Source organism: Parapedobacter brassicae (assembly GCF_051400755.1).
GTDB lineage: Bacteria > Bacteroidota > Bacteroidia > Sphingobacteriales > Sphingobacteriaceae > Parapedobacter.
Genome location: NZ_JBLFFL010000003.1, coordinates 354,870 through 378,860 on the forward strand (window position 1 = coordinate 354,870; position 23,991 = coordinate 378,860).

A 23,991-nucleotide genomic window follows, 5' to 3' on the forward strand; every position below is an offset into this window, starting at 1 on the left:
TACCTTTAAAAAATTTATGGAGACGTTGAAAACCAATGATCATAACATCCGGATAACAGATGCCCACGTCCATTTCTGGGACCTTTCCAAGATGAGTTATCCCTGGCTGAATGAAGCAGCAGCGATTAACAAGTCTTTCGGATTGGCTGACTACCAAGAAGCCACAGCTGGGATACCTGTGCTGAATATGATTTTCGTACAGTGTGAATGCCTACCCGAAGAATATCAAACGGAGGTGGACTATGTCACCGATCTGGCCACGCATGATAGCCGCATCCGGGGTATAGTGGCATATTTTCCGCTGGAGGCGGCCGATGCGGCAGAAAAATTGCAGCTACTTACCCACAACAAACTGGTCAAAGGCATCCGCCGATTGGAGGAACTGCCCGACACGCTTTACCGGAATCCCTCCTTCATCGCCAACATGGGGTTACTGCTGCAGTGCGGGCTGAGCTTTGATCTCTGTGTAAAGGCCCACCAACTGCCTGGGGTCATTGCACTCGTGCAAGCGGCACCCGACAATCGTTATATGCTCGACCACTTCGGGAAACCAGCTATCCAAGCAGGAGCATTCGACCCATGGAAACGGGACATAATGGAGCTCGCCAAAAATACCAATGTGCATTGCAAACTATCCGGGTTGGTTACCGAAGCCGATTGGCACGGGTGGACAATCACGGACTTGCAGCCCTATGTGGATATTATTTTGGAGCATTTTGGGCCTGACCGTGTTGCGTTCGGCGGTGATTGGCCCGTGGTCACACTGGCATCGAGCTATGGGCGCTGGTATGACACCGCCATGGAATTGTGTAAAGGGCTTGCGCCCCCCGAACTTGATCGGGTATTTTACCAAAATGCACTTGACTTTTATCGAATCGATTCCGCGGCAACACTATCGAGCACCCGCCTGTAACACGGCGACCACCGGCCGATGGTCTGAGGCGTATGTTTCGGCGATGACGTGATGTTTGATGACTTTCATATCGTCGTTCGGACGATAAAAAATGTAGTCGATCACCCGGCTGGGGTTAGTGACGGGAATAGTGCCCGGACAATCGCCGCCTACACAGGTACGGCTAAATGCCTGATCCATCAGGTTGATGGGTTCACTGCCGGCCACGGCGTTGAAATCGCCCGCGACGATGACCAAACTGTTATCGGTTGCCAGTTCAGCCGTAATTTTCTCGACCTGCAATACCCGATGCTCCTCTTTGAGGTCCAAGTGGGTGCTCGCGAAGGTCACCAACCGGCCATCCGGTAGCTTCACCTCTACCGCTGCCACGGCCCGCGGTTCGCCAGCAAGTCCCGGCGCCATGGGCAATGAAAACCCGAGTGTGTCTTCGATGGGGAATTTAGAAAGCACCGCAATCCCGTATTCGCCTCCTTCATGATCAATGGCTTTCTTGAAATAATAGTGCATCCCTGTCAGTTCAGCCAATGCCTTGGCCTGGTGCAGCTCTTTTCCTGAGCGGAGTGTCTGCACGTCTACTTCCTGCAACGCCACTAAATCAGGGGATTCGGCTATGATGACGTTTGCGATCGCCGCCACGTCAATCAAATCCGGTTTGCTGGGCGGATTGCAGTGATGGATGTTATAGGCCATGATCTTGAGCATCTCCGGCGCTGGGGTAGGTCGGTTTGCACTGGCTCCAGCTAGCAGGCATACGATTACTAAAAAAGGGAAATAAAGTGCTTTTTTTAAGTTTGTCCGATACGTTTTCATTCGTCTGTCCTATTAAGTTTCCGGCATTTTCCGACTTCCAAAGATAGTCGTCTAAGATGAACTTTATGTTATCTGTTGCCCATCAAAATTTAACGCCGCAATAACATTAACGTAATCTTGCCTATGCATATTTGTATGCAATATGGTATACCTGTTGGAAATAGCCATTTGCACCGTTGTCCTTTGCTTAGGCGGATTGTTGTATATGTTTATCAAATACGTGGATGTGCGGTTTGAAGACGGGGAAGACTGCTAACTGCTACTGCCTATGAGCAAACGGGATGTGGACCTGATCGTCATATCGGACGTTCATCTCGGCACCTACGGGTGTCATGCCAAAGAACTCTTGCGCTACCTCAAGAGCATCAAACCCAAACAGATCATCCTCAACGGTGACATCATCGATGTATGGCAGTTCAGCAAACGGTATTGGCCCGAATCGCACATGAAGGTGGTGAGGAAAATCCTGAAATTCGTGGCCGACGGCACGCCGGTAACCTACCTGACGGGCAACCACGATGAAATGCTCCGCAAATTTGCCGATTTCCAGCTCGGGTCGCTCACGTTGACCAACAAACTTTCCCTGCACATGGGCAAAAAGCGGGCATGGGTTTTTCACGGCGATATCTTCGATGTAACCATGCAACACTCCAAGTGGCTGGCTCGCCTTGGTGCCATCGGATACGACAGCCTGATTCTGCTCAACAGTCTGGTTAATTGGATGCTGACGAAATTAGGAAGGGAAAAGATGAGCCTTTCTAAAAAAATCAAAAACAGCATCAAAAACGCCGTGAAATTCATCAACGATTTTGAGGTAACGGCCGCCACATTGGCCGTTGAAAAAGGATATCAATATGTGATATGCGGCCATATACACCATCCCGAAATCCGGGAGATTGAAACGGAAAAAGGGATGGTGACGTACCTCAATTCGGGAGACTGGGTAGAAAACCTTACCGCACTGGAATATCACCGCGGTGCATGGCAGATCTACCGCTATCAGGCGGCGGATTACCAAACCATTGATACAGAATCGGACGCTTTCGAAAATGATGACCTCGATGGCAAGCTGGATATCAAGCGATTGCTTGACCTGCTCAAATCGGAGCCGACCGTTTGATAATTCACCATGATAAACTTATTATTGTAGCGCCATTGCGGCGTGTGCAATATGATCAATCAGTTTCGGAAATATACGCCTTTAAACATCCTGTTGTTGTCTGCCGTGGGGCTGCTGCTTTGCCTCGGCGTGTTTACCCACTTGCCTGAGCGACTCATGCCGGTGTTTTCAGAACCGGCAATCAGCAATTTTACAGGCAAGCTGTCGCCCGAAAACGTCTCGCCCGAAGCCAATGTGCTCATCACACTCGTGCTGACCCTCGTCCAGGCGCTGCTGATCAATCGGGTGGTCAATCACTTCAATCTGGTCGGCAGGCCCAGTTTCCTGGCGGCGCTGATGTACATGACCTTGGCTAGCCTGATCCTGCCGTTTCTGGTGCTATCCCCTATTTTGATCTGTAACTTCCTCGCGATCTGGATGCTGGATAAGCTGTTCAGCATCTACCGCCGCACGGAGATCAAACCGCTGATGTTTGATCTGGGGATGATTGTGGCGCTGGGCAGCTTGGTCTATTTTCCGTTCATTATTATGCTGCTGCTGCTTTGGTGTAGTTTAATGATTTTCCGTCCTTTCAATTGGCGCGAGTGGCTGGCGGTACCCATCGGATTTGCCACGGTTTACTTTTTGCTGGCGGTGGTATACCTGTGGTTTGACCGCATGGATGCCTTTTATGAGATATGGCTCCCACTGACCTACCCGTTGCCTACGTCTATCCCTACCGACATCTATGATTACCTGGTGGTGCTCCCTGTGGTGATCATCCTGACACTCTTTTTCTTTACCCTCCGCCAAAACCTATTAAAGAGCGTCGTGCATATTCGCAAATCGTTTCAACTGTTGTTTTGCATGTTCGTGCTTTCGGTGGTGTCGTTTTACCTGGATGCGGACCGCGCTGTCAACCACTTTCTGCTGGTGATCCCGCCGATCGCCATATACATGACTTACTATTTTAACTACGCGACCAAGCGGTGGTTTTACGAAAGTGTGTTTGCCCTATTGTTGTTTACCATCATCTATTTTCAATTCTTCTAAACAATTTATAAACAGTCTTTTAACCTTTTTTAACAAAAAGGATGTCCCTGGGCAACTAAAAATTAGATAGCTTTGCATACATTTTTCGCGTGTTTGTTAAACGATTGTCATTTTAAATAAGGTATTTGCATGAAGTTCGGTGTGGTGATATTTCCAGGTTCCAATTGCGACGAAGACATCATCTATGTATTGGAACACATCATGGGTCAGGAGGTGGTCCGCCTATGGCATAAGGATCACGATCTGCAGGGAGCCGAATTCATCGTATTGCCGGGAGGGTTCTCTTATGGCGACTACCTGCGCTCGGGTGCCATAGCACGTTTTTCGCCCATCATGCAGGAAATCATTACCTACGCCAATAAAGGCGGGTTTTTGTTGGGTATCTGCAACGGCTTCCAGATACTGGCCGAAGCAGGCTTGGTACCGGGTGCGTTATTGCACAACAGGCAACGGAAATTTATATGCGAAAACGTGTACCTGAAAGCCGAAACAACACAATCGTTAATCACCTCACAGCTGGATCTCAACCGTGCCTATAAAATCCCGGTAGCCCATGGCGAAGGCAATTATTTCGCAGACGGCGATACCTTAAAAACGTTGAATGACAACGATCAGGTGTTATTCCGCTATTGCGATGCCGCCGGTCAGGTCACGCCGGACGCGAACCCCAACGGCTCCATTGAAAATATCGCAGGCGTGTGCAATCGTGCACGAAATGTATTCGGTATGATGCCCCATCCCGAGCGTGCCTCAGATTGTATATTAGGCAATGAGGATGGGTTGGGTATTTTTGAATCCATTCTTCAAACCGCACTATCGTAAAACGTTCAACTCAGCACATGCAGCACCGCATCCCAACGTACCTTTATCGCATCATGCATCAATTTCCGAAAGCGCTTGTTTTCCTTACGCTCCTTTTGACAGGTATCACCGTGGTACATGCACAACGCTCAACCACCAGTTCACCTTATTCGCGGTTTGGCTTGGGAGAAATCCGCGGAGACCTGTTGCCGCAAACCCGTGCCATGGGCGGCATCACATCGGGCGTCCGCCACCTGAGCGGCTATGGCAACATCAACGTCGGCAACCCCGCTTCTTACTCCGCTTTACAGTTTACGACGGTGGATGTTGGGGTGTTTGGCAATATCACGGAGCTTAGCAGGAATCAGCTTAGCGAAAACTCGTATAATTTTTCGCTCAGCCATATCAATTTTGGTATTCCGCTGGGCCGTCCGGGAGGGCTAAGCTTCGGAATCATGCCTTTTTCAGATGTAGGCTTCAGCTATGCCATCGCCGGCACGATTGACACCACCGATATCCGTACGGTTTATGCCGGGGCGGGAGGCACGACCAAGGCGTATCTGGGATATGGCGTACAAATCAACAAAAATTTCAGTGTTGGGGCCAATGTCAGTTATATCTTCGGCACCTTGGAAAACATCAACTCTGTCGAATTTCCGAATGATATCGGGGCGTTGAATATACGGCAAGACAGTACCCAGTATGTCAACGGATTTAGTTTTGACTACGGTGCACAATATTTTCAGCCATTGGGCGACAATGTCAGCCTAACCGTCGGTTATTCCGGTACCGCCGGATCTCCGCTGAACACCCGGGCATCGCGGGTCATCACCCGTACTTCCACCAGTGTGGAGGACGACGTCGAGAATTTACCTGTGGACTCCATTGGTACACCATACGAAGGCGACCGGCAGCAGATAGCCATGCCCATGAAGCATAGCATCGGCTTTACCATCGCCAAGAATAACAAATGGCTGGTTGGGGGCGACTTTAATTATGGCAAATGGAGCGATTTCCGCATCGGTGGCCATAATCCGAACCTTACTGACAGCTACGGCTTCGCCGTCGGCGGACAGATCACCCCGGATGTGACCTCTGTCAGTTACTTCAGCGTGATCGATTACCGATTGGGCTTTAAGTACAATAAATCATATATCAATATTGCGAACCAGGATATCAACCAGATGGCGTTGACCGCGGGTTTCGGTTTTCCGCTGCCCTCCTTATTCGGCGGCGCATTTTACAAGATCAATTTTTCCACGGAATTCGGACAGACGGGCACGTTATCCAATGATTTGGTGCGTGAGCGGTATATCAACTTCAACTTGGGATTCACGCTCAACGAGCGCTGGTTCCAACGCAGGCGTTACGATTAACGGCTGATATTCGCGGGGGGCTTATGAATGCATTTCGCAAAACGATTGTACCTGTGGCACTGCCGGCGTTGCTCGGTCTGAGCATCCTGGCGTCGTGCGAAACGAATCTGAAAGAGGTCGATCGCATCGCGGCCATCCAAGCCGAAGAGCCCGTAGACATTTCCCAAGGGGTGACCGTTGTTTACAGCGATTCGGCAGTGGTGAAAGCCACCATGTCGGCCCCCGAAATGCGACACTACCTGGTAGAAAAACCCTATTATGAATTTCCAAAAGGGGTGACCATTATTTTCTATGATGAAAACGGTGTAGAAAGCCAACGCATCACGTCGGATTACGCCATCCAAAAGGAAGAAGAGGAGCTCACCGAATTCAGGAGAAATGTGGTCATCACGCGGGTCGATGGGTCTGTTATTAAAACAGAAGAGCTCATACACGACCAGAAGGCCAACACGTTTTACAACCATGTCCCGATAGAAGCGCATTTCAAAGACGGAAGGGGGGATTTTATGGGGTCTTCCTTTCATTCGGACGGCGACTTTGAGATCATCGAGGTGCAGAAAACGACAGGGTTGTATTTATTAGAAGACGGGCAGGGCCCGACATTCCGGTAACCTAGCTCCGCCAGCGTCATTTTCGTGGAATTTATCAAGTTTTTGTTCTTTTTTTGATAAAAGTCGTATCTTGCGCCTCATTTTAAAAATGGTGCGTCAACCTCCTGAAAACAAGGATTTGACATTATAAAATAACAACAAAAAACAGTTTTTATACAGGCTATGGGATTAATGAATTATTTGCGGAACCGGGCGGGAGTGATTATCGTTGTTTTTATCGGTTTCGCGATTTGTGCGTTTTTGCTGGGAGACATCATCAACTATGGAACGCCATTTTGGGCCCGCCATCAAAACGAGGTAGGCAGCATTAACGGCGAAGCCATTGACATCAATGCATTCAATGCACAAGTAGACCAAACCACCGAAATGTTCCGTCAGCAAATGGGCGGCGGTACGCTTAATCCCCAAATGAAATCGTATGCGGTACAGCAAGTATGGGGCCAATACCTCAACCGCGAATTGCTGAAAGGCGAAATGGAGCGCATCGGCCTCGCCGTAGGAAAAGCAGAGCTGAACGACCTTGTGCAGGGCGATAATCCCTCCATGCAGGTCCAACAAGCCTTTCGTAATCCGCAGACCGGCCAGTTTGATCGCGACCAGCTCAACCAATTCCTTTCGCAGGTGGGCACGCTGCCTCCGGGACATGAAGCCCATGGTCAATGGGAGGCCCTGCTGCAAAGCGTCATCGATGAACGCCTGAACGCTAAATACACCAACCTAGTCAACAACAGCATCTACGTGACTTCGCTGGAGGCTACCGAGGAGTACAACCAGCGAAACAAGCTGGCCAACTTCGAATATGTCCTGCTGGGGTATGATGCCATACCAGACAGCGCGGTAACCATCACGGAACAGGATTACCAGGATTATTACAACGAAAACAAAGGGGTATTCAAAAATCCCGAAGAAACCCGTAGCCTGGAATATATCGTATTCGATGCCAGCCCCACAGCCCAAGATACGGCGCGGGTGCGTACCACCATCGATGAGCTGAAAGCCCAATTGGCTGAATCCACCACGGATTCCCTCTTTGCGGCGGTCAACTCAGATACCAAATATCCCTATGCATTCCGTAAACAGGGTGAATTCAGCCCGGCGTTGGACTCGTTGGTATTCGGCGTGCCGGTAGGCACCACGGTGGGACCCGTATTGTCCAATGGACGCTTCGAGATTGCCAAAGTAGTGGAAACGAAGGTCGGTCCGGATTCCGTAAAAGCCAGCCACATCCTGCTTAATCCGGCAACGGAAGGCGGCGTGGACAAAGCCCAAGCGAAGGCGGACTCCATCAAAGGCCTGATCGAAAAAGGGGAAAGTTTCGCTGCACTGGCGGTACAATTCAGCGTAGACGAAGGCAGCAAGGTGAACGGCGGTGAGCTGGGGACGTTTGGTCGCGGCCAGATGGTACCGGTCTTCGAAAACGCCGCCTTTGATAACAAGGCGGGCGACGTGGTCATCGCCACGTCTCAATTCGGCATTCACATCATTCGGATTGAAGATCAAATAGGATCATCACGGGTGGTCAAAGCCGCCGTCATCGATAAGCAGGTGATCAGCGGTAGGGAAACCATGGATGCCGCCTACGCCAAGGCAACCCAATTCTTCGGAGCCGTGAACAAGGATGATTTCCAGGAGACTGCCACGCAACAGGGCCTATCCGTGTTGAAAGCAGATCAAGTCACCGCCATGGAGTCCATGCTGACGGGTACTGAGGTGCCACGTGAACTGATTCGATGGGCTTTTGAGGCCGACAAAGGCGACATGACCGATAAAATCTATGAATCGGACACCAAATACATCGTCGCACGCGTTACCGGCATCCGTGAAAAAGGCCAGTTGCCGCTGGATGCCGTGAAAAGCGACATGGAAAACGTGGTGCGCAACCGGGTAAAAGCCAAACAGCTGATTGCCCAAGCCAGCGAGGCCGCCAAAGGCGCCTCCAACATTGCGCAAATCGGCCAGAAGCTTGGAAAGACCCCCGTATTGGCAGAGAATATCGTGTTTGCTAATCCGGTAATTCCAGGCGTCTCCCAGGAAAACGCCATAGTAGGTACGGTCTTTGGATTGCAGCCCAAGCAGCCTTCGAAACCGATAAGAGGCACCCAAGGTGTTTATGTGGTGGAAGTAGCCGGCTTCGTCAACCCCACCGCACCCTCGGACCTAAGCGCGCAGAAAACGCAACTCATGCAGTCGCTATCACAACGCTCCTGGTCATTGACGTTCCGGGCGTTGCAAGACAAAGCTAAAATTGTAGATAACCGTGCCCGGTTCTTTTGATACCGAGTACTGAACTTTATTTCGTAACTTTGTATCCGGATAACAGCTTGTTATCCGGATTTTTTTATGATGGAGATACAGGAAAAAATTGTCAACAAAGTAGCGCAAAGCGGTCTGATGACCGTAGACCTCGCAAATTTCGCCCCTCGGGGTGAGCGGGTGCTCTACGATCTGAAGGACAACCTGTTCCATGGTCTCATATTGAGGGAAAAGGATTTCAGGGAGTTCGTCGCGGCGCATGATTGGGCCCAATATAGCGATCAATACGTAGCGGTTACCTGCACTGCCGATGCGATCGTGCCCACCTGGGCATACATGCTATTGGCCAATCGGCTGGCGCCGTATGCCAGGGAAGTCGTGTTTGGCGATTTGGAAACATTGGAAACGCTGTTGTACGAAAGGGCGTTGGAAAAGGCAGATATGGAAGCCTACCGGGATCAACGCGTCGTGGTCAAAGGATGCGGCGATATTCCGATCCCCGAATCGGCATTCGTCAAGTTCACGGCCATGCTGAGCAAGGTGGCCAAGAGTATTATGTACGGAGAGCCCTGTTCCACCGTTCCCGTATTCAAGCGCAAAGCCTAGATGAAGAAAACGCTCGCCTTTATCTGCATTTGCTTGGGGGTGGTGCTGCTTGCCAAGGGGCAATCGCTCCCGTATCTCAAGGACCCCGCTTTCCAAGCGGGCGAAGAGCTGAATTACCGGCTGCGTTATGGCATGGTATCCGCCGCCACCGGAACATTAAAAGTGGCCGATTCAAAAATCAAATTCAGCAGTCCCCACAGCCTCCACCTCTCGGCAAGAGGGCGTACATCCAGTGCATTCAGCATCTTTTATACGGTAGATAACCTGTACGACTCATACATCGATTCCCGCACGTTTTTGCCCCATTATTATACCGAAAATATCCGGGAAGGCAACTATCGCCGCGCGGATGTTGTCCGCTTTAATCACCGCAACCGTACCGTTCAAGGCGATAAGGGCACATTTAAAAGTCCCGCGGCTCAGACGTTCGATCTCCTTTCGGCCTATTACTTTTCGCGCAACCTCGACCTGTCCAATATTAAACCGGGGCAGTCGTTTAGGATGACGTATTTCCTCAACGATGAAGTGGCTACACTGGGCATCGAATACCTGGGCATTGAGCGCATCAAGACCCCCTTAGGGACGCTGGAATGCTTGAAGTTCAGCCCCCAGATCACGCCCGGCAGGATATTCCGGAAAGACAGCCGACTCTATCTATGGGTCACCAACGATGGAAACCGCATACCGGTAAAGGCACAGGTAGAGATCTTGATCGGTACGGTCACGTTGGAACTGAGCGACGCCAAGGGCCTGAAGTATCCCCTAGGACAAAAAGTAGCGGGCGTATCGAAATAAACAAAACAACCGGCCATGATGATTGAAGTGGGCTCCGTATTGGTGAGTGAAGAATTGATAAAGGAAGAGTTTGTATGCAACCTCAGCAAATGCCGGGGTGCCTGTTGTGTCGAGGGCGACGCCGGAGCACCCTTGCAGCAAGATGAACTGGCTGTACTCGCCGAGATCTATCCAATAGTGAAGCCTTACATGACCGAAAAGGGCATCGCCGCCATTGAGGAATCCGGCACCCATGTGACCGATGCTGATGGCGACCTGACCACCCCGTGTGTGGATGGTCACCGCGAGTGTGCCTACGTGACCTGGGAAAACGGGATCACCAAGTGTGCGATCGAGAAGGCTTACGAAAAGGGCGAAATCAACTGGAAGAAACCCCTCTCCTGCCACCTTTACCCGATCCGTACGACGGTATACCCCGACTTTGACGTACTGCATTACGACCGCTGGCACATCTGCCATGCCGCGTGCTCCCTCGGCCGCGAGCTCCAGGTGCCGGTATACACCTTCCTAAAAGAGCCGCTGATCCGCAAATACGGACAAAAATGGTACGAATCGCTTGAAGAATCGGTCGCCATGCTATAGGTTATTGTGATTTATCTTAGTATCTTGTGCCGATTTTATTCAGACAGATGTTATTCGTGGCTGCCGACCGTTTTACATGCTCAAACTAAGCGAAATACAACAACCCATTGCCCGCGAACTGGCAATTTTTGAAGATAAATTCAGGGAATCGATGCGCAGCTCGGTTCCGTTGCTCGATCGCATCACGCATTACATCGTGAAGCGCAAGGGCAAACAAATGCGACCGATGTTTGTCTTTTTCTCGGCAGGCCTGTGCGGCACGATCAACGATGCCACGCATCGCGGGGCAGCCCTGGTAGAGCTGCTGCATACTGCTACCCTGGTACACGACGACGTAGTGGACAATGCCAATGTGCGTCGGGGTTTCTTCTCGGTCAATGCCTTATGGAAAAATAAGATAGCGGTGCTGGTGGGCGACTTCCTGCTGGCCAAAGGATTGTCGCTTTCCATCCGCAACAGCGATTTCAGCCTGCTCAACGTCGTCACGCACGCCGTTGAGCAGATGAGCGAGGGTGAATTATTGCAGATCGAAAAAGCCAGACGCATGGATATCGAGGAATCCGTCTACTTCGAGGTCATCAGGCAAAAGACAGCCTCCCTCATTGCCTCCTGCTGCGCATGCGGGGCCGCATCCGCGGGGGCCGATGAGCCGACGATCAGTCAAATGCATCGCTTTGGAGAAAAAGTGGGCATTGCCTTCCAGATCAAGGATGACCTGTTCGACTTTGGCATTGATGACGTGGGGAAACCCTTGGGCAACGACATCAAAGAAAAAAAACTCACACTGCCATTGATTTACGCCTTGCAACGAGCGGATAAGTCGGAAAAACGGCGCATCATCAATTTGGTCAAAAATCATAACGAGGACCCCAAAAAAGTCAATGAGGTCATTGCTTTTGTCAAAGCCAGCGGAGGCATGGAATATGCTACTTCACAGATGCTGGCCTATCAGCAGGAAGCGTTTGACATCCTTACCCAATTTCCCCCCAGCGCCTATCGGAACGGGTTGGAACAACTCGTAAGGTATACAACTGAACGAAACAAATAACATGAGCAACGAACTATTATTCTTTGGCGGTTTTTTACTTTTCATTGTCCTGATGCTCGCCATCGATCTGGGTCTTTTTAGTAAAGGCAGCGAGCCCGTAAGCTTCAAACAGGCTGCGATTATGAGTGCGATATGGGTAGCTTTTGCGCTCGGGTTTTATGTTATCCTCCGGATTTGGGGACACGAACTGCATGATATCCAAGACTTCACTCGCTTGGCCGAAATCACCAAGAGACACCAGCATAATATCCGCCTCATACCCGATAACTTCGCGCTGAGCCTGCAACTGTACAATAAAAACCTCTCACTCGAATACATCACCGGATATGTGGTCGAATATGCCCTGTCGGTAGACAACATCTTTGTGATGGTGTTGATATTTACATCGTTCGGCGTACCGGCGGAATATTACCACAAAGTACTGGTATGGGGCATCATTGGTGCCATCGTGCTGCGCTTCCTGTTCATCTTTCTGGGTGCCGCACTCATCAGCCAGTTCGGATGGATACTTTACCTCTTTGGCTTTTTCCTGGTGTATACGGGTGTCAACATGTTTTTGCACCGGAGCGAAGAGGAGGAGATCGATCCTAAAAACCACAAGGTGGTCAAATTTGCATCCAAATACTTTTCGGTATATCCTACTTTTGTTGGCAGCAAGTTCTTCGTCAACGAAAATGAAAAACGGTACGTCACGCCCCTTTTTCTGGTGTTGCTGGTCATTGAGTTTACAGACCTGATATTCGCTGTCGATTCCATTCCGGCCATATTTGCCGTCACCAAAGACCCTTACATTGTCTTTTTCTCTAATATTTTTGCCATCCTGGGACTGCGTTCCATGTTTTTCCTGTTGGTCAATATCATCCACAAATTCCATTACCTCAAGACTGGACTTTCATTCCTCTTGGTATTTATCGGTGCGAAGATGTTATTGCACCATTGGCTGGATGCGTGGGGCTTCACCACCTCCCACTCGCTGATCGTCATCATATCGATATTGGCCATCAGCGTGATCGCTTCGCTCGTGTTTCCGAAAAAAGAAGAAACCAGTATATAAAACAATGAAGAAGCTCATTTTTTTTAGCTGCCTGTACCTGCTCACTGGGCAGGAGGTATGGGCACAGGAAAAACCCACATGGGAAACCACCTTTCGGCAGATCAATGCCGAGGTGTTGAGTCATTCGGAAGCCTATACACGCCTCGGTGAATCCATTCAGCAAATCGGGCACCGGCTTACGGGCTCTCCCAACGGCGCGAAGGCGGAGCAATACGCCTTTGATTTGTTGAAATCGTACGGCTTCACCGAGGTATCTTTTCAGCCTTTTGCCGTCAACGGTTGGGCGCGGGAAAAACTCGACCTCCGGGTCGGATCGCCAACGGATATGCAGCCCATGAAAGCCGTAGCATTGGCCAGCACGCCGGCATCCGCTCACGTGGCAGGTGAATTGGTGGACATGGGCAATGGTCTGGAAAGCGATTATGCGGCTGACCCGGAAAAAGTAAGAGGAAAGATCGTACTCGCGGCATTGCATCTGCTCCCAAACTCGCCGGAAGGTACCAGCAACCTTCATCGCTCGGCCAAGGCCGCTCTGGCGATAAAATACGGGGCCAAAGGCATCATCCTGTTCAACAGCGTAGCCGGTGGTACCCTGCTCACCGGCACGGCGTCCATCACGGGCGATTTGCTGACCATTCCTGCGCTCTGCGTGGGACTGGAAGACGGCAACATGCTCAAAGCACGCATCGCACAGGGCCGGCAAGAAGCGGCGATCGAAATGACGAATAAAGCGGGCAAGATGACGGCCCGGAATGTCGTAGCCCGCATCACCGGCAGCGAGCTGCCCCATGAAAAGATCGTAGTAGGCGGCCATTTGGATAGCTGGGACTTGGCCGAGGGCGCGGTGGACAATGGCTTGGGGGCCTTCGCGATCCTTGATATGGCGCGCACATTCATCGCGTTGGGTATCCAGCCGAAGCGCACCATTGAATTCGTACTATTCATGGGCGAGGAGCAGGGACTGCTCGGCTCTAAGGCCTACGTGCAGCAGGCGCTGCGTGAGCATGCTATCGACCAGATCCGGTTCATGCTCAACTTCGATATGACCAACGACCCAAAGAGCTACCACGCTACGCTTGAGGAAAGCAAAGGTTTATTTGAAGCGATCGGTCGTATCGCATCGGCAACAGACACCACCTTCAAGGGCAGCTTTTCGGCCAATGCGGGATTATACAGCGACCACCAACCGTTCATGCTGCAAGGTATCCCTACCGGCGGCGCCGGGGGCAGCACCCTGAGCCGCGAAGCGCTCAATTGCTATCATGCCGACTGCGACGTATTTGACCTGGTCAATGAAGCGGAAATGAAAAATACCGTCCGGTTTTGCAGCATGCTGATATACGGACTAGCAGACGCCGATGAAATTCCGGTGAACCGCTTATCCGATGCCGAGGTCAAGCAATTGATGCTGGACAATAACCTGGAAGAAGCACTACGCCTCGGAGGAGACTGGCGTTGGGATTGATGCGGCAACCTCGATACACACCGTTACTCTTGATAAGTGACTCCCGTATTTTGAAATAAGAAAGCCCATTTATCCGCTTGCTCCGCGATGATCATCGCCGTAGGCTTGCCTGCCCCATGGCCCGCTTTGGTTTCGATACGGATCAGCACCGGATTCGGTCCCGCGTGGTATTCCTGCAGCCTCGCCGCAAATTTGAAGGAATGGGCCGGTACCACCCGGTCATCGTGATCGGCTGTCGTCACCATCGTGGCCGGATAGGCCGTGTCCGCTTTCAACGCATGGTAGGGCGAATAGGTATGGAGGTAGTGAAACATCTCCGCATCGTCATCCGCCGTGCCGTAGTCATACGCCCAGCCCGCCCCAGCTGTAAATTTATGGTAGCGTAGCATATCCAGCACCCCCACAGCAGGGAATGCCACCTTGAACAATTCGGGGCGTTGCGTCATCGCCGCACCCACCAGCAGACCCCCATTGGACCCCCCGGCGATCCCCAGCTTTTCCGAAGCGGTATACTTTTCGCTGATGAGGTATTCAGCCGCAGCAATGAAATCATCAAAAACGTTTTGCTTCTGCCGCTTCGTGCCCGCTAAGTGCCATTTCTCACCATATTCACCCCCGCCCCGCAAGTTAGCGACCGCATATACCCCTCCCTGTTCCAGCAGGATGATGTTGGAGGTGCTGAATGATGGCGTAAGGCTGATGTTGAAACCTCCGTAGCCATACAGCAATGTCGGGTTGGCTCCGTCAAGCGCCAAGCCCTTTTTGTGGGTGATGATCATCGGTATCTTCGTGCCGTCCTTAGTGGTATAGAACACCTGCTTGGATTCGTACTTCGTCGGATCGAAATCCACCCCCGAGGCTTTGTATAATTCCGACTTGCCGGATGCTATATCATATCTGAAGATGGAAGGCGGGTACACATAAGAAGTAAAGGAATAATACAACTCCTGATCGCCCACTTTGGCGCCGAAGCCGCTTGCCGACCCGACATCAGGCAATTCGATGGTGCGCTCCAGTTTACCCGCCCGGTCATATTGCTGCACCAAGGACGTCGCGTCTTTGAGGTAATGAGCGAATATTTTACCACCGCCCGTGCCCGGGCTTAGCACGTTTTCGGTTTCCGGAATGAGGTCTACCCAATTTTCAGGCGTGGGGTTGCCGGCATCGACAGTCACGATTTTACCATTCGGCGCATTCAGGTTCGTATAAATGAATAGCTTGCCACCATCGTTGTCAATGACACTATGATCTTTTTCAAAATTGTCTACCACAGTCACGATGGGGCTGCCAGATTTAGCCAGATCCTGAATGTACAGCTCACCGCCGCTGGTGGCATTCGCCGCGGTGATCACCAGAAAACGTTCGTCTTCGGTGAGGTATCCCCCGATGTACCGTCGTGGCATACGCGGACCGCCAAAGATCAGCGTATCCGAAGCTTGCGGTGTGTTAAGCTTGTGAAAATACAGCTTATGCTGGTCCGTGATCCCCGATAGCGTACTTCCCTCCTTGGGCTTGTCATAGCTGCTGTAATAAAATCCTTCATTGCCCTGCCAAGCGAGGCCGCTGAACTTCACATCGACCAGCGTATCGCCCACGACTGACTTATCCTCCGCCCGGATGACCACCACTTTGCGCCAGTCCGACCCGCCTTCAGATAACTGGTATGCCACTAAGCTGCCGTCTTTGCTGAATGCGATACCCGCAAGCGAAGTGGTCCCGTCTTCCGAGAACTTGTTGGGGTCCAGAAAGACCTCCACCTCGCCTTCATCCCCCTGATGGCGATACAGCACGCTTTGATTCTGCAATCCGTCGTTTTTATAAAAATACGTGTAGTCGCCCTCCTTGAAAGGTGCGGAAAACTTCTCATAGTTCCACAGCTTTTCCAGTCGCTTATATATCGCCTCTCGAAACGGGATCTGTTCCAAGTAATTGTTGGTCACTTGGTTCTGCGCTTCCACCCAAGCCTTGGTATCCGCCGCGGTATCGTCTTCGAGCCAACGATATGGGTCGGGCACCTCAGTGCCGAAATGATTGTCCACCACATCGCCTTTTTTTGTTGTCGGATAGGGTAATAAGCTGATATCCTGTGCCGGATGGGTAGCCTTCTGATCTTGACAGGCCGTTACGAGTGTAGCCAATATAATGACGTTTAGATTTTTGTTCATGTTCGCAATCGTTCTTCAGAAACAAAGCTAATAAGATTTTCCTTATTTTAGCGCCGCCATGGCTATACGCGACAAGATCTATTTCGCTTCCGATTTCCATCTCGGGGCACATCCGCGTTCCGCGACGCGCGAACGGGAATCACGGATTGTCCGTTGGCTGGACGCCATCAAAGCCGATGCGGCCGAGCTTTACCTGATGGGCGACGTCTTCGACTTCTGGTTTGAATATGCCACGGTGGTACCCAAAGGCTACATCCGTTTTTTGGGCAAATTGGCTGAGCTGGCCGACTTGGGCATCAGCATCACCCTGTTCAAGGGTAACCATGACATGTGGATGTTCGGCTACCTCAAGCAGGAGCTTGGCGCTACGATCGTCGACCATGAACTCCTCATCGAACGCGGCGGAAAAACCTTCTACTTGCACCATGGCGATGGGTTGGGACCGGGAGACCAAAAATACAAACTCTTGAAGAACCTTTTCCGGAGCCGATTATGTCAGTGGCTTTTCGCCCGATTGCACCCAAACCTGGGGATAGGCATCGCCCAGCGGTGGTCGGCGCATAGCCGCATCGCATCAGGCGGGCAGGAAGTGTTTCAGGGCAATGACAAGGAATGGCTAGTGCAATACGCCAAGTCCGTGCTCGAAAACCAGCACTACGATTACTTCATCTTCGGACACCGCCACCTCCCCCTGGAAATTGATCTGCCCAATGGCAGTCGGTATATCAACCTCGGCGAGTGGATAAATCACGATACATACGCCGTCTTTGATGGGCAGACATTGGAATTGAAAAAATGGCTAACATCATCCTGACAATGCATCATGAATTGGATCATCCTCATCATTGCCGGCCTGTTTGAAGTCGGTTTCACGACAAGCTTGGGCAAAGCCAAGGAAACAACGGGCATGGAATCCATTTGGTGGTATGTCAGCTTTGCCCTATGCCTCACGCTGAGCATGGTGCTGCTGATTAAAGCCACACAGACGCTGCCCCTCGGCACGGCGTATGCCGTGTGGACCGGTATCGGGGCCGTGGGAACCGTATTGGTGGGCATCTTTTTCTTTGATGAACCAGCCACCTTATGGCGCATCGTGTTTATCAGCACCCTCATCGGCTCCATCATCGGGCTCAAAGCTGTATCTCCACACTGAAGCAAAGTCGTAATTTAGCGCACTGAAAACCCATAAAAAAGCGTATTTTTGCAGATATTTTTGGTGATTTTGCTTCGGCGTAATCGCAAGAAACACATCGTAATATGTTAGGAAAGTTAAAAGCCATAAAAGACCGTTGGGAAGAGGTGGAGCGCGAACTAAGCAGTCCGGAAGCCATCAATGACATGAAGCGGTTTGCCCAGCTCAACAAAGAATACAAAGATTTGAGCAAAATCGTGGAGCAATACCATATTTACAAAAATATGGTCAGCAACATCGAGACCAATAAAGACATCCTTTCCAACGAAAAGGATCAGGAACTACGGGAGATGGCCAAGGAAGAGCTCGACATCCTATTGGACCAAAAGGAGGCCAAAGAAGAAGAAATCCGCCTGATGCTCATTCCGAAAGATCCCGAAGACGCCAAAAATGCCATACTGGAGATCCGTGGCGGCACCGGAGGAGACGAAGCAGCCCTATTCGCGGGCGATCTCTACCGGATGTATACCCGCTATTTTGAGCAGAAAGGATGGCGGGCAGAAGTGATGGATGTGACCGAAGGCACGGCAGGCGGCTACAAAGAAGTCATCCTTAAAGTGAGCGGCGAAGACGTCTACGGCCAGTTGAAATACGAATCGGGCGTACACCGCGTACAGCGGGTACCCGATACCGAGACCCAGGGACGCGTACATACCTCAGCGGCATCCGTAGCCGTGCTTCCCGAAGCCGAAGAGGTGGATGTGGAAATCAACCCTGCGGATGTCGAGCTACAGACCTCGCGTTCGGGCGGCGCAGGGGGGCAGAACGTCAACAAGGTGGAGACCAAAGTACAGCTCACCCACAAGCCTTCGGGCATCGTGGTCGTGTGCCAAGTAGAGCGCTCGCAACTGGCCAATCGCGAACTGGCCATGGAGATGCTGCGGTCCAAACTATATGAGCTTGAGGTTCAGAAAAAACACGGCGACGTCGCTGCCAAACGCAAGACCATGGTCTCCACGGGCGACCGTTCGGCCAAGATCCGTACGTACAACTATCCGCAGGGACGGGTCACCGAACACCGCATCGGAATGACGTTATACAACCTCCCAGCCGTCATGGATGGCGCCATTCAAGAGATCATCGACGCCCTGCAATTCGCCGAAAATGCCGAGAAAATGAAAGAAGGAGTGACACTTTAAATATTTTAAAAAAAATATTTGCAAATAGATAAAACACGCTATATTTGCAGACCCGAAAGGGAAGCAGGTTCGGTAGTTCAGCTGGTTAGAATACATGCCTGTCACGCATGGGGTCGCGGGTTCGAGTCCCGTCCGGACCGCTTGTTAAAAACGCAATCACTTGATAAAAGGTGGTTGCGTTTTTGTTTTTGGGCTTGTGGAATGAAATGGGGAATGTTTTTACTGTTTTGAGGTCAATCCAAGCGCTTGCACCGTCACCCGACAATGGCTATATTTGTATCAAATGCCGTAAAGGAATTTTAAACGCAAAAAGAAACCCCGCCATGTGAGTGATGGGGTTTTGTTTTTATCAAAAATATGCGTGCTGACCTCAACAGAGCGTAGGCTTTAATGAAGCAACTCCGGATAAATGTCAATAAACATTCTAGCGGCTATCGGAATAAGGTCGTCAGGGTCTCCGAAACCATTATTGATGATCAAATAGACGCTTGATATAACATTCATGTAGTGGGTGAACATTTCATACCCAAAGTAGGATTCGAAGGCATATTTGTAAAGCCTAAATCTCTTCGTATTAGTTTGACCTTCGCGCCAATTCATCTCCGGCATAACAGTAGGCGAACCTACAAATCCAAAGTTAGCGGCAGGATCTCTTTTGATTATGCTTTCAATTATCCGAAGACAGGTTGCTATAATCCTGGGAGCGAGGTATTCCGACGTTAGTATATTGAATCGGTACTTATAGTTCTTGCACTTTTTAGGGTAGTATTTGACGATATAAAAATTGTGGTCGTAATGCTCGACCTCAACAATATACCGGCCCCTTCCAGTGTCGAAAGTATAAATGATAATAAAATCAATTTGATTTCCAAGCGCTCCCTTCCGTACGTCCGCCTTCCGGTATTCAAACGGCGAATCGAACATCCATTAAGGGATCAGGTATTTATAGTTGTGATTCCTGACGGAATTTAGTTCTTCCTTCGTTCGTTTAACGAACGTTCCCACCGCTTTCGTTGGCACCGTTAGAGGCACCATTTTAGCGTTACGGGTATTGAATTTCACCTTTAAATCCGCGCTCTTTAAAGTTGAAAACTTTGACATTTTGATTTCGCCTTTCTCTAAGTTGCTAAAAACTATAGCTTTACACTTTATTGTGTTGCACAAACATACACACTTCTATAGCACATTTGCAAATTTTGCACCAAAAATGATACAACAATGAGTATCAGATCGGTGTTCTAAATGTTATAATTGCATCCATTAGAAGTTCAACCTTTTGGGGCTTCTTTTAAATTGATGGAAATTGCCAACAGGCTAATACCATCTCAAGGCGCTCCAAATATCCCTTTTATCGCATTTCTTGAATGCGTCGGTTACTTGAATCGCATGGATTTTCCCATAATTGATAAACTCACCTATGTCATTTAAAAAATTTCCGCTTATAAGGCTTAACTTTAGTTGCTTCGTCCACCTCTTTCTTTTTGAAGAAAACCGTTTTACCAGCCTGATGGAAGGCGATATTCAGGCGTTCTTTATTTATGCAAAACTGTATGGTCACGTGGTATTTTCATGCTAACCGCCATATACGTCGTCAACCAGCACCTTTCTCTTTTTCCTGTTTTTGTCGAATTCATCTCTTTCTACAGGTTTTTCTATTCCTACACTAAACGGGAACGCCTCGCCTATTCCGTTTGAAAATCCCTGTATTATAAATATGTATTCGCCATCTTCCAATTTATGCGCCGGAATGATTTTGTAAACCCCGTCGTCCTGCGGGGAAATGTTATAGCTTATTGGCTCACCTCCTACGCTGGCTCCCGAGAACGTTCTTTGTTGATAATACTTAACCCTTCTGCTGTTTTTGGTTACCTCGGATTTGTAAAGGCTTAGGTTTCCTATGAGATTTCCGTCCATCTTGACGTAGAAGTATACGGAATCGCTGTCCCTTATGTTCAGTTTCGATTTGGTTCCGCTTATTTCAAGGTACGAATCCGCTCCACCGTAACCCAGCCCCCTTACTTTTACGGATAACTTTACCTTCACCTTCTCCATCGGATTGCCTTTGTAATAAGGGTGGTTTATAAACTCGATGGAATCTGTTTGAGCGATAACCGGAATGTAAGCCATCAATAGCAATAGTAAAAATGTTTTCATAGTTAATATGGTATTTAATGCTTTATTTGATCTTTGATTTACACCTTTTTTCCTTTATAAATAAGTTTTTTACCGTCATAAGAAAATGTAATGGTAGTGATACCGGACGATGATTTGATGCATATCGTACAACGGTCTCCGAATGAATCAACAACATTTATATCGCACAAAGGATAGTACTGGTTTCCCGAAATAATGGTGTATGTAATTTTATCTCCGTTCCTGTAATCCAAAGTCAACTTGGTTGAATTGGCATAAACGTAAAATATCGCGGATTTTGGCATCCTTTTCCCGTTTAATTCCGCCAACTCAAACTTATAAACACCTGACTGTTTTGGAGTGGCAAATGCAGTTAGGCATGTCGTGACAAAAATTACTATCAAAAATAGGCAGATAGTTGATTTTGTTTTCATATTTTCAATAATTTGGCTTTCTGTTCAATAAATTCATCAGATGTTATAATACCATCGTCAAGCAGTTTTTTCAGCTTGGCCAGCTCGTCCGCTACCGAAAATCCCACGGATGGCTCCGGGTTATCCCTTATCCGTTTCAACTCTTCCGTCTGCTCCTCTTGCTTTTTCAGCAAAAGCTGCTCGTGTTTTATGGTTTCCAAAGACTTGGATGTTGCTGCAACAATAATCCCTATAAGGGGGCTAAGCACCAAGGACAGCAGGAATGCACCGAAAAAACCTATCGATTTGCCAGACCCTATCAAACCCGCAACAAGGGAGCCTACGAACCAAAAAAATACCCATGCCATTACTACGAAATATTTAGTTATGAGATATACAATGCACAGATTGCAGGCCGCGCTACTCCCTTATCCACTGAACCCCACAGTTTATCGGCTGCCCATCATGCGGGGTGCAAATTATCGATTATTTATCCAATTATTGTTACGGTTTCCCGTAAAGCCATTATCCCCCGAAATACCTGCATTTGCTTTGCTCAAATCCGATATGGAAAAACGGGTAAATGTCCGTAAACTGGATATGGGGAGCCCGCTTTCGCTTACCGATCCGGTCCGTGACAGTATTGACATCATCACAACCGACTATATGATCTGGTGCTGTTCGATCTTATGGGCGAACCCTTGTTACGCAAGAACGGAGAAGTCAGGGGCTGATATCCATTGGATTTGACATCGTTACCAGAAGGTGCGTATTTCGTATATTTGATTGGTGAAAAAAGACAGCTACAGCAAAAGAATAATAATCAAAAAATAATATGTCATGAAATACATTTCATTTGTGGTGCTGATGTTGCTTTCTACGGCATGCAGTAAAACTTCGTCGCCGTGCGCCGAAGGTGATCCGCGTACTTATTACATACATTTTGAATTGGACAGTTCATATCCATCCGACGTGCAGGTTGAAATATCGAACCAGGTAAAAATCGTTGATATCTTAAAAAAAGAAACTTGGGAAACGGACAATGTCAGTTTTACTCCGCTTGCGATCGATCAAGCAGCATCCGACATCACGGGAAAGCGGCTTTTAGGGCCATTTCCTTTTGCGATGGGTTGGGAGCCGTGTGACGTGAAGGAAGATAGGCGGCTACGGGACGAATATTACCTGCTACGCTTTAATAGTTCGGAAACCGTTTCACTACGATTCAGGGACAGCTCGGATTTTAATCCGACGGTCAGGAAGTTCCATTTCTACCTTAATGAGAAAGAACTCGAAGTCACGGATGATTTAAAGGATATCGAAAGTATAGGTTTTGTGACGATAAGTAAGAGCCATAATGACTGAATAGGAGGAGTGCCCATCGGATTTAGGGTCAGCCAATGGTTCTTTCGAATCTCCCGAAATGTGTGAACTATCCGCTCAACGGCGGTACGAAATTCATCCTGTCGGACAGTTATATGGGCTTGTAGAACATATTCGAATAGCTGTCAAGCAACCGGTAGCGCGTACTAAGCCATTCTTTCCGCTTGGCTTGCACCCTTGCCCTGGCTTCGTCCGGCATGAGCGAGAATGTCCAAGCTTTTTGGGGTGGAAGTAAATACTTACGCTTGCGGTTCAATATCTCGCTCACACGTCCTTTGAATCCAATCACCTACGCCAGGTCCTTATTGGAGTGATCCATTTGCTCCATGCGGAACGTAATCGCCTCAATGGGATCGGGAAAGTCAATGGGGAAATGTGTGCGTTCGTAGTTATTGATAAGCACGCCCAGTACTTCGAGCTCATCCCCTTCCGGTGTACTCGGCTTTGAGTGAAAGATCGATTCCAGCCTTTCCATGGCGGTCCTGTAATCCTTTTCCGTTTTGATGGGTCTTATATTCATAGTCCTTAAACCAGCAAACTAACCTCGCTTAATTCCCTGCCAAGCTGCTGCACGCCCCTTACGATGCGCTGCAATTGCTTTCCCGATGGCTTCTTGCTACCATTGGCGTATTGCGCCAATAGGCTTTGGCTCATCCCTATGCGCTCGGAAAGTGCCTTGGCATTGATGATCTTATAGAAGTCGAAGAAACTCTCCAGGTCATACTCAAATTGCACCTCATCGATGGCATAGGTGAAGCCCAAATCCTCAAACATCAGATTGAGCATCTCCACCACCATTTCCTTCAATTCGTCCCAAGTGTCGCCGGAAGTGATGAGGTGCCTGTCCTTCCACTGGCCTACGGCAGTGTAGCCGATGTCCTCCTTTATCACGTTCAGCTTGATTGTGGGTTTCTTTGCTTGCTTATCCATAATACCTTACCTTTTGTTCGTTTCGATGCCTGTGACCTCGCTGCTTTTCATTTTCAAAGGTAATAAATCTATAACTTATTTCAAATATTGATTTGGCATATAAAGCTGAATTCACCTATGGGAATTGTCCAGCGGTCGCGAGAGTTTGCGTACGCTGACTTCCTCGAATACCT

Annotated in this window: 25 protein-coding genes and 1 tRNA gene; 19 read left to right on the forward strand and 7 right to left on the reverse strand. The window is 49.4% G+C overall.

Annotation, left to right across the window (positions count from 1 at the left end; all coding sequences use genetic code 11):
* The first annotated feature begins 16 nt into the window (after window positions 1-16).
* Complete coding sequence (locus ACMGDE_RS10730) at window positions 17-913, forward strand: amidohydrolase family protein (protein WP_436832786.1); 897 nt, start codon at window positions 17-19, stop codon at window positions 911-913.
* Here ACMGDE_RS10730 and ACMGDE_RS10735 read toward each other — a convergent pair.
* Complete coding sequence (locus ACMGDE_RS10735) at window positions 893-1,723, reverse strand: endonuclease/exonuclease/phosphatase family protein (RefSeq protein ID WP_436832787.1); 831 nt, start codon at window positions 1,721-1,723, stop codon at window positions 893-895. The genes ACMGDE_RS10730 and ACMGDE_RS10735 overlap by 21 nt on opposite strands.
* Before the next feature lie 268 nt (window positions 1,724-1,991).
* On the opposite strand from ACMGDE_RS10735, the gene ACMGDE_RS10740 reads away from it, so the two are divergent.
* The 12 genes from ACMGDE_RS10740 (at window position 1,992) to ACMGDE_RS10795 (ending at window position 14,466) form a co-directional block, all read left to right on the forward strand.
* On the forward strand, window positions 1,992-2,843 hold the full coding sequence (locus ACMGDE_RS10740; RefSeq protein ID WP_436832788.1) for a UDP-2,3-diacylglucosamine diphosphatase: 852 nt from the start codon (window positions 1,992-1,994) through the stop codon (window positions 2,841-2,843).
* A 51-nt stretch (window positions 2,844-2,894) separates the two neighbouring features.
* Window positions 2,895-3,875, forward strand: coding sequence for a DUF6427 family protein (locus ACMGDE_RS10745; RefSeq protein ID WP_436832789.1), 981 nt, complete (start codon window positions 2,895-2,897; stop codon window positions 3,873-3,875).
* A gap of 129 nt (window positions 3,876-4,004) precedes the next feature.
* The gene (purQ, locus tag ACMGDE_RS10750; RefSeq protein ID WP_436832790.1) at window positions 4,005-4,697 is read left to right on the forward strand and encodes a phosphoribosylformylglycinamidine synthase subunit PurQ; all 693 of its coding nucleotides are present in this window, start codon (window positions 4,005-4,007) and stop codon (window positions 4,695-4,697) included.
* A 17-nt stretch (window positions 4,698-4,714) separates the two neighbouring features.
* Complete coding sequence (gene bamG, locus ACMGDE_RS10755) at window positions 4,715-6,052, forward strand: BamG family beta-barrel-assembly machinery protein (protein ID WP_436832791.1); 1,338 nt, start codon at window positions 4,715-4,717, stop codon at window positions 6,050-6,052.
* A gap of 23 nt (window positions 6,053-6,075) precedes the next feature.
* On the forward strand, window positions 6,076-6,663 hold the full coding sequence (gene lptC, locus ACMGDE_RS10760; RefSeq protein WP_436832792.1) for an LPS export ABC transporter periplasmic protein LptC: 588 nt from the start codon (window positions 6,076-6,078) through the stop codon (window positions 6,661-6,663).
* 162 nt (window positions 6,664-6,825) lie between these two features.
* On the forward strand, window positions 6,826-8,937 hold the full coding sequence (locus ACMGDE_RS10765; RefSeq protein ID WP_436832793.1) for a peptidylprolyl isomerase: 2,112 nt from the start codon (window positions 6,826-6,828) through the stop codon (window positions 8,935-8,937).
* Between the two features lie 69 nt (window positions 8,938-9,006).
* Window positions 9,007-9,522 (forward strand): DUF2480 family protein, encoded by a 516-nt coding sequence (locus tag ACMGDE_RS10770; protein WP_436833118.1) that lies wholly within the window; start codon window positions 9,007-9,009, stop codon window positions 9,520-9,522.
* Window positions 9,523-10,317: a DUF3108 domain-containing protein gene (locus ACMGDE_RS10775; RefSeq protein WP_436832794.1), complete on the forward strand. Its 795-nt coding sequence runs from the start codon at window positions 9,523-9,525 to the stop codon at window positions 10,315-10,317.
* 18 nt (window positions 10,318-10,335) lie between these two features.
* The gene (locus ACMGDE_RS10780) at window positions 10,336-10,899 is read left to right on the forward strand and encodes a DUF3109 family protein (protein WP_436833119.1); all 564 of its coding nucleotides are present in this window, start codon (window positions 10,336-10,338) and stop codon (window positions 10,897-10,899) included.
* A 76-nt stretch (window positions 10,900-10,975) separates the two neighbouring features.
* Window positions 10,976-11,947 (forward strand): polyprenyl synthetase family protein, encoded by a 972-nt coding sequence (locus ACMGDE_RS10785; RefSeq protein ID WP_436832795.1) that lies wholly within the window; start codon window positions 10,976-10,978, stop codon window positions 11,945-11,947.
* 1 nt (window position 11,948) lies between these two features.
* Complete coding sequence (locus ACMGDE_RS10790; RefSeq protein ID WP_436832796.1) at window positions 11,949-13,001, forward strand: TerC family protein; 1,053 nt, start codon at window positions 11,949-11,951, stop codon at window positions 12,999-13,001.
* 4 nt (window positions 13,002-13,005) lie between these two features.
* On the forward strand, window positions 13,006-14,466 hold the full coding sequence (locus ACMGDE_RS10795; protein WP_436832797.1) for a M20/M25/M40 family metallo-hydrolase: 1,461 nt from the start codon (window positions 13,006-13,008) through the stop codon (window positions 14,464-14,466).
* A gap of 23 nt (window positions 14,467-14,489) precedes the next feature.
* Here ACMGDE_RS10795 and ACMGDE_RS10800 read toward each other — a convergent pair whose 3' ends face one another.
* Entirely contained in the window at window positions 14,490-16,631 is a 2,142-nt protein-coding gene (locus ACMGDE_RS10800) for a prolyl oligopeptidase family serine peptidase (protein ID WP_436832798.1), read from the reverse strand.
* 58 nt (window positions 16,632-16,689) lie between these two features.
* On the opposite strand from ACMGDE_RS10800, the gene ACMGDE_RS10805 reads away from it, so the two are divergent.
* The 4 genes from ACMGDE_RS10805 to ACMGDE_RS10820 all read left to right on the forward strand — a co-directional run bounded on the left by ACMGDE_RS10805 (window position 16,690) and on the right by ACMGDE_RS10820 (window position 19,102).
* Window positions 16,690-17,445: a UDP-2,3-diacylglucosamine diphosphatase gene (locus tag ACMGDE_RS10805; RefSeq protein ID WP_436832799.1), complete on the forward strand. Its 756-nt coding sequence runs from the start codon at window positions 16,690-16,692 to the stop codon at window positions 17,443-17,445.
* A gap of 9 nt (window positions 17,446-17,454) precedes the next feature.
* On the forward strand, window positions 17,455-17,784 hold the full coding sequence (locus tag ACMGDE_RS10810) for a DMT family transporter (RefSeq protein WP_436832800.1): 330 nt from the start codon (window positions 17,455-17,457) through the stop codon (window positions 17,782-17,784).
* A gap of 104 nt (window positions 17,785-17,888) precedes the next feature.
* Window positions 17,889-18,962: a peptide chain release factor 1 gene (prfA, locus tag ACMGDE_RS10815; RefSeq protein ID WP_436832801.1), complete on the forward strand. Its 1,074-nt coding sequence runs from the start codon at window positions 17,889-17,891 to the stop codon at window positions 18,960-18,962.
* A gap of 66 nt (window positions 18,963-19,028) precedes the next feature.
* A tRNA-Asp gene (locus tag ACMGDE_RS10820) sits at window positions 19,029-19,102 on the forward strand.
* Window positions 19,103-20,534: 1,432 nt separating this feature from the next.
* On the opposite strand, the gene ACMGDE_RS10825 is transcribed toward ACMGDE_RS10820, so the two are convergent.
* Window positions 20,535-21,116, reverse strand: a complete 582-nt coding sequence (locus ACMGDE_RS10825; protein WP_436832802.1) for a hypothetical protein — start codon at window positions 21,114-21,116, stop codon at window positions 20,535-20,537.
* Between the two features lie 409 nt (window positions 21,117-21,525).
* Window positions 21,526-21,729, reverse strand: a complete 204-nt coding sequence (locus tag ACMGDE_RS10830; protein WP_436832803.1) for an SHOCT domain-containing protein — start codon at window positions 21,727-21,729, stop codon at window positions 21,526-21,528.
* A 178-nt stretch (window positions 21,730-21,907) separates the two neighbouring features.
* Between ACMGDE_RS10830 and ACMGDE_RS10835 the strand changes: the two genes are divergently transcribed.
* Window positions 21,908-22,258, forward strand: coding sequence for a hypothetical protein (locus ACMGDE_RS10835; protein WP_436832804.1), 351 nt, complete (start codon window positions 21,908-21,910; stop codon window positions 22,256-22,258).
* Window positions 22,259-22,348: 90 nt separating this feature from the next.
* Window positions 22,349-22,870 carry a hypothetical protein gene (locus ACMGDE_RS10840; protein ID WP_436832805.1) on the forward strand — a complete coding sequence of 174 codons (522 nt, stop codon included), beginning with the start codon at window positions 22,349-22,351 and terminating at the stop codon, window positions 22,868-22,870.
* A 109-nt stretch (window positions 22,871-22,979) separates the two neighbouring features.
* On the opposite strand, the gene ACMGDE_RS10845 is transcribed toward ACMGDE_RS10840, so the two are convergent.
* The 3 genes from ACMGDE_RS10845 to ACMGDE_RS10855 are packed head-to-tail and all read right to left on the reverse strand — an operon-like array spanning window position 22,980 to window position 23,818.
* Complete coding sequence (locus ACMGDE_RS10845) at window positions 22,980-23,177, reverse strand: hypothetical protein (protein ID WP_436832806.1); 198 nt, start codon at window positions 23,175-23,177, stop codon at window positions 22,980-22,982.
* Entirely contained in the window at window positions 23,178-23,408 is a 231-nt protein-coding gene (locus tag ACMGDE_RS10850; protein ID WP_436832807.1) for a helix-turn-helix domain-containing protein, read from the reverse strand. It abuts the gene before it with no gap.
* Window positions 23,409-23,413: 5 nt separating this feature from the next.
* Window positions 23,414-23,818, reverse strand: a complete 405-nt coding sequence (locus ACMGDE_RS10855; RefSeq protein WP_436832808.1) for a helix-turn-helix domain-containing protein — start codon at window positions 23,816-23,818, stop codon at window positions 23,414-23,416.
* Window positions 23,819-23,991: the final 173 nt, after the last annotated feature.

Excerpts from the sequence above, each read along its gene's own strand:
- ACMGDE_RS10800 (WP_436832798.1), bottom strand. The coding sequence starts at position 16,631 with ATGAACAAAAATCTAAACGTCATTATATTGGCTACACTCGTAACGGCC.
- lptC (WP_436832792.1), top strand. The coding sequence starts at position 6,076 with ATGAATGCATTTCGCAAAACGATTGTACCTGTGGCACTGCCGGCGTTG.
- ACMGDE_RS10740 (WP_436832788.1), top strand. The coding sequence starts at position 1,992 with ATGAGCAAACGGGATGTGGACCTGATCGTCATATCGGACGTTCATCTC.
- ACMGDE_RS10855 (WP_436832808.1), bottom strand. The coding sequence starts at position 23,818 with ATGGATAAGCAAGCAAAGAAACCCACAATCAAGCTGAACGTGATAAAG.
- ACMGDE_RS10835 (WP_436832804.1), top strand. The coding sequence starts at position 21,908 with ATGCACAGATTGCAGGCCGCGCTACTCCCTTATCCACTGAACCCCACA.
- ACMGDE_RS10785 (WP_436832795.1), top strand. The coding sequence starts at position 10,976 with ATGCTCAAACTAAGCGAAATACAACAACCCATTGCCCGCGAACTGGCA.
- ACMGDE_RS10825 (WP_436832802.1), bottom strand. The coding sequence starts at position 21,116 with ATGAAAACATTTTTACTATTGCTATTGATGGCTTACATTCCGGTTATC.
- prfA (WP_436832801.1), top strand. The coding sequence starts at position 17,889 with ATGTTAGGAAAGTTAAAAGCCATAAAAGACCGTTGGGAAGAGGTGGAG.
- ACMGDE_RS10765 (WP_436832793.1), top strand. The coding sequence starts at position 6,826 with ATGGGATTAATGAATTATTTGCGGAACCGGGCGGGAGTGATTATCGTT.
- ACMGDE_RS10730 (WP_436832786.1), top strand. The coding sequence starts at position 17 with ATGGAGACGTTGAAAACCAATGATCATAACATCCGGATAACAGATGCC.
- ACMGDE_RS10745 (WP_436832789.1), top strand. The coding sequence starts at position 2,895 with ATGATCAATCAGTTTCGGAAATATACGCCTTTAAACATCCTGTTGTTG.
- ACMGDE_RS10795 (WP_436832797.1), top strand. The coding sequence starts at position 13,006 with ATGAAGAAGCTCATTTTTTTTAGCTGCCTGTACCTGCTCACTGGGCAG.
- ACMGDE_RS10790 (WP_436832796.1), top strand. The coding sequence starts at position 11,949 with ATGAGCAACGAACTATTATTCTTTGGCGGTTTTTTACTTTTCATTGTC.
- ACMGDE_RS10850 (WP_436832807.1), bottom strand. The coding sequence starts at position 23,408 with ATGAATATAAGACCCATCAAAACGGAAAAGGATTACAGGACCGCCATG.
- purQ (WP_436832790.1), top strand. The coding sequence starts at position 4,005 with ATGAAGTTCGGTGTGGTGATATTTCCAGGTTCCAATTGCGACGAAGAC.
- ACMGDE_RS10805 (WP_436832799.1), top strand. The coding sequence starts at position 16,690 with ATGGCTATACGCGACAAGATCTATTTCGCTTCCGATTTCCATCTCGGG.
- bamG (WP_436832791.1), top strand. The coding sequence starts at position 4,715 with ATGCAGCACCGCATCCCAACGTACCTTTATCGCATCATGCATCAATTT.
- ACMGDE_RS10775 (WP_436832794.1), top strand. The coding sequence starts at position 9,523 with ATGAAGAAAACGCTCGCCTTTATCTGCATTTGCTTGGGGGTGGTGCTG.
- ACMGDE_RS10770 (WP_436833118.1), top strand. The coding sequence starts at position 9,007 with ATGGAGATACAGGAAAAAATTGTCAACAAAGTAGCGCAAAGCGGTCTG.
- ACMGDE_RS10780 (WP_436833119.1), top strand. The coding sequence starts at position 10,336 with ATGATTGAAGTGGGCTCCGTATTGGTGAGTGAAGAATTGATAAAGGAA.
- ACMGDE_RS10840 (WP_436832805.1), top strand. The coding sequence starts at position 22,349 with ATGAAATACATTTCATTTGTGGTGCTGATGTTGCTTTCTACGGCATGC.
- ACMGDE_RS10735 (WP_436832787.1), bottom strand. The coding sequence starts at position 1,723 with ATGAAAACGTATCGGACAAACTTAAAAAAAGCACTTTATTTCCCTTTT.
- ACMGDE_RS10810 (WP_436832800.1), top strand. The coding sequence starts at position 17,455 with ATGAATTGGATCATCCTCATCATTGCCGGCCTGTTTGAAGTCGGTTTC.